The following is a 2,654-nucleotide window of genomic DNA, read 5'->3' as shown; positions in this document are numbered from 1 at the left end:
CATCAGCCACCATTCTGGCCAGCCTGGCCGTCCAGCAGCCGCAGGCCGTGCTTGACCGGCTGCAGGCGGCTTTTTGGCGGATGCTGGAAGGGCAGGAGATCAGCAAAGAAGAAGAGGAGCTGCTGGGAGACGCGGTCCTTCTCAAAGGCGTCGCGCGCTTCCCGGCCCGGGTCAAATGCGCTGGCCTGGCCTGGCAGGCCCTGGCAGAAGCATTAGAAAGGAAAGAGCAAGATGACCGTTGAAAAAGACGAAACTTTACGGGCCCTGGATCAAGACTACCAGTACGGCTTTAAAGACGAGATCGAACCCATCTATACCACAGGGACGGGCTTGAGCGAAGAGGTGGTCCGGCAGATTTCCGCGGCGAAAAATGAGCCGGACTGGATGCTGGACTTCCGCCTCAAGGCCTACCAGACCTATCTCAAAATGCCGCTGCCAACTTTCGGGCCGGATCTGACCAAGATCGACTTTGACCACTTGAACTACTTCCGCCGGGATGCCAAAAAGGCGGTCCGAGACTGGGACGAGGTGCCCGACAAGATCAAGGAGACCTTTGAGAAGCTGGGGGTTCCCCAGGCCGAGCGCCAGTACCTGGCCGGGTCATCGGCCCAGTACGAGTCCGAAGTCGTCTATGAAAAAATCAAGGAAGACTTGGCCCGGCAGGGGGTCTTGTTCATGTCGACCGACGCGGCCGTTCAAGTGGTGCCCGACCTGGTCAAAAAGTATTTCGGCAAGCTGGTCAAGCCGGATGACAACAAGATGGCGGCCCTAAATTCAGCCGTCTGGTCCGGGGGGACTTTTATCTACGTGCCTAAAGGGGTTCAGGCCAAAGTCCCGATCCAGAGCTACTTCCGGATCAACGCCGGCAATTCCGGCCAGTTTGAAAGAACCCTGATCATCGTCGATGAGGGGGCCAGCGTCAACTATGTGGAAGGCTGCACGGCCCCAAACTATTCAGCCGACAGCCTGCACGCGGCGGTCGTTGAGGTCAACGTCTTGAAAGACGCCTACTGCCGCTATACCACCATCCAGAACTGGTCTGACAACGTCTACAGCCTGGAAACCAAGCGGGCCCAGGCGCTGGAGAATGCGACCATGGAATGGGTCGACGGCAACCTGGGCTCCAAGGTCACCATGAAGTACCCCAGCGTCTACCTGAATGGCCGCCGGGCCCGGGGGACCATGCTGTCGATCGCTTTTGCCGGCTGCGACGCAAACGGCCACGGGATCGATTCCGACACCGGTGCCCGGATGGTTCATAATGCCCCCCAGACCACCAGCTCCATCGTCTCCAAGTCCCTTTGCAAGGACGGCGGCCGGGTGGACTACCGGGGGCAGGTCCGCTTCAACCCGGACAGCGACGGGTCTTTGGCCCACGTTGAATGCGACACCATCATCATGGACGACAAGTCGGCCAGCAACACCATCCCTTACAATGAAGTTTTGAACGGCAACGTCTCCATGGAGCACGAGGCCAAGGTGTCCAAAATTTCTGAAGAGCAGCTCTACTACTTGATGAGCCGGGGCATTTCTGAAGCCAAGGCCACGGAAATGATCGTGATGGGCTTTTTGGAACCATTCACCAAGGAACTGCCGATGGAATACGCCGTTGAACTCAACCGCCTGATCAAGTACCAGATGGTGGGCTCGATCGGTTAAAAAATATAAAAGCAGCAAAAAACCGTCTGGAAAATCCAGACGGTTTTTTTAGAGTTCGACGATCTCGTCGGCAATGGCCAGGGTGCTGGTCCGGTGGGAAACCAGGACCACGGTCTTGCCGCGGCCGGCTTCTTTGATGGATTTCAAGACGATCCCTTCATTCAAGGCGTCCAGGTTGGCAGTGATTTCGTCCAGCAAGAGCAGGTCGCCGCCGTGCAGGAAGGCGCGGGCGATCCCGACGCGCTGCTTTTGCCCGGCCGACATGCTGCCCTGCTGGCCGACGATGCTGTCATAGCCGTCAGGCAGGGTCATGATGAAGTCGTGAATGTTGGCCTTTTTGGCGCAGGCGATGATTTCCTCGCGGCTGGCGGAGCGGCCGAGGCTGATGTTGTTGGCCACCGTGTCCGTGGCCAGCCAGGTCTCCTGGGGCATGTAGCTTTCAAGCTGCCGCAGGGCCGCGGTTTTTATCTGCCGCACGTCGCTTTCTGAGATGGTGACCTGGCCCTTTTGGACATCGTAGAAGCGGGCCAGGAGCTTGAGGATGGTTGACTTGCCGCTGCCGCTTGGGGCATGAATGCCGATGATCTTTCCTTTAGGAATGGTCAGGGAGTAGTCCTTGAGGACTGGCTTGTTTGAACCTGGGTAGCTGAAGCTGACCTGCTTTAAGGCTGCCCCGGCAAAAGCCGGCTGGTCGCCGGCCGCGTTTTCGTTCAGCAGCGGTGCTTCATCCAGCAGGCCCAGGACCCGGCGGCCGCTAGCCACGGTTTCGGTCAGGCCGGTCGAAAGGGCGCTGAGGGCGCTGACCGGTCCGAAGCTGGCCAGCATGGCACTGGTGACGGTCAGACTCTGGGCAAAAGGCAGCTGGAGGCTTTTGGCCAGGGCCAGCATGCCGGCGGCTGAAAGCAGGATGGTCAAATTGGTCAGCAGCTGCTGGAGGCTGGTCAAAGCTGCCAGGCGGGACCGGGACTTGGTCAGGCCCTGGTCGATCGCCGCCA

At 59.1% G+C, this 2,654-nt stretch carries 3 protein-coding genes; 2 read left to right on the top strand and 1 reads right to left on the bottom strand.

Features of this window, described 5'->3' with window-relative positions; translation table 11 throughout:
• A partial coding sequence (locus lacNas_RS13195; protein ID WP_507762796.1) for an iron-sulfur cluster assembly scaffold protein occupies nucleotides 1-242 on the top strand: 242 nt, incomplete at its 5' end.
• Complete coding sequence (gene sufB / locus lacNas_RS13190; RefSeq protein WP_201331946.1) at nucleotides 232-1,659, top strand: Fe-S cluster assembly protein SufB; 1,428 nt, start codon at nucleotides 232-234, stop codon at nucleotides 1,657-1,659. The genes lacNas_RS13195 and sufB, both read left to right, overlap by 11 nt.
• Before the next feature lie 48 nt (nucleotides 1,660-1,707).
• Here the strand turns inward: sufB and lacNas_RS13185 are convergent.
• A partial coding sequence (locus lacNas_RS13185) for an ATP-binding cassette domain-containing protein (RefSeq protein WP_201346939.1) occupies nucleotides 1,708-2,654 on the bottom strand: 947 nt, incomplete at its 5' end.

This window comes from Lactobacillus nasalidis (assembly GCF_016587775.1).
GTDB lineage: Bacteria > Bacillota > Bacilli > Lactobacillales > Lactobacillaceae > Lactobacillus > Lactobacillus nasalidis.
Note: the sequence above shows the minus strand (reverse complement) of the source record. Positions and strands in the feature narration are given on the sequence as shown.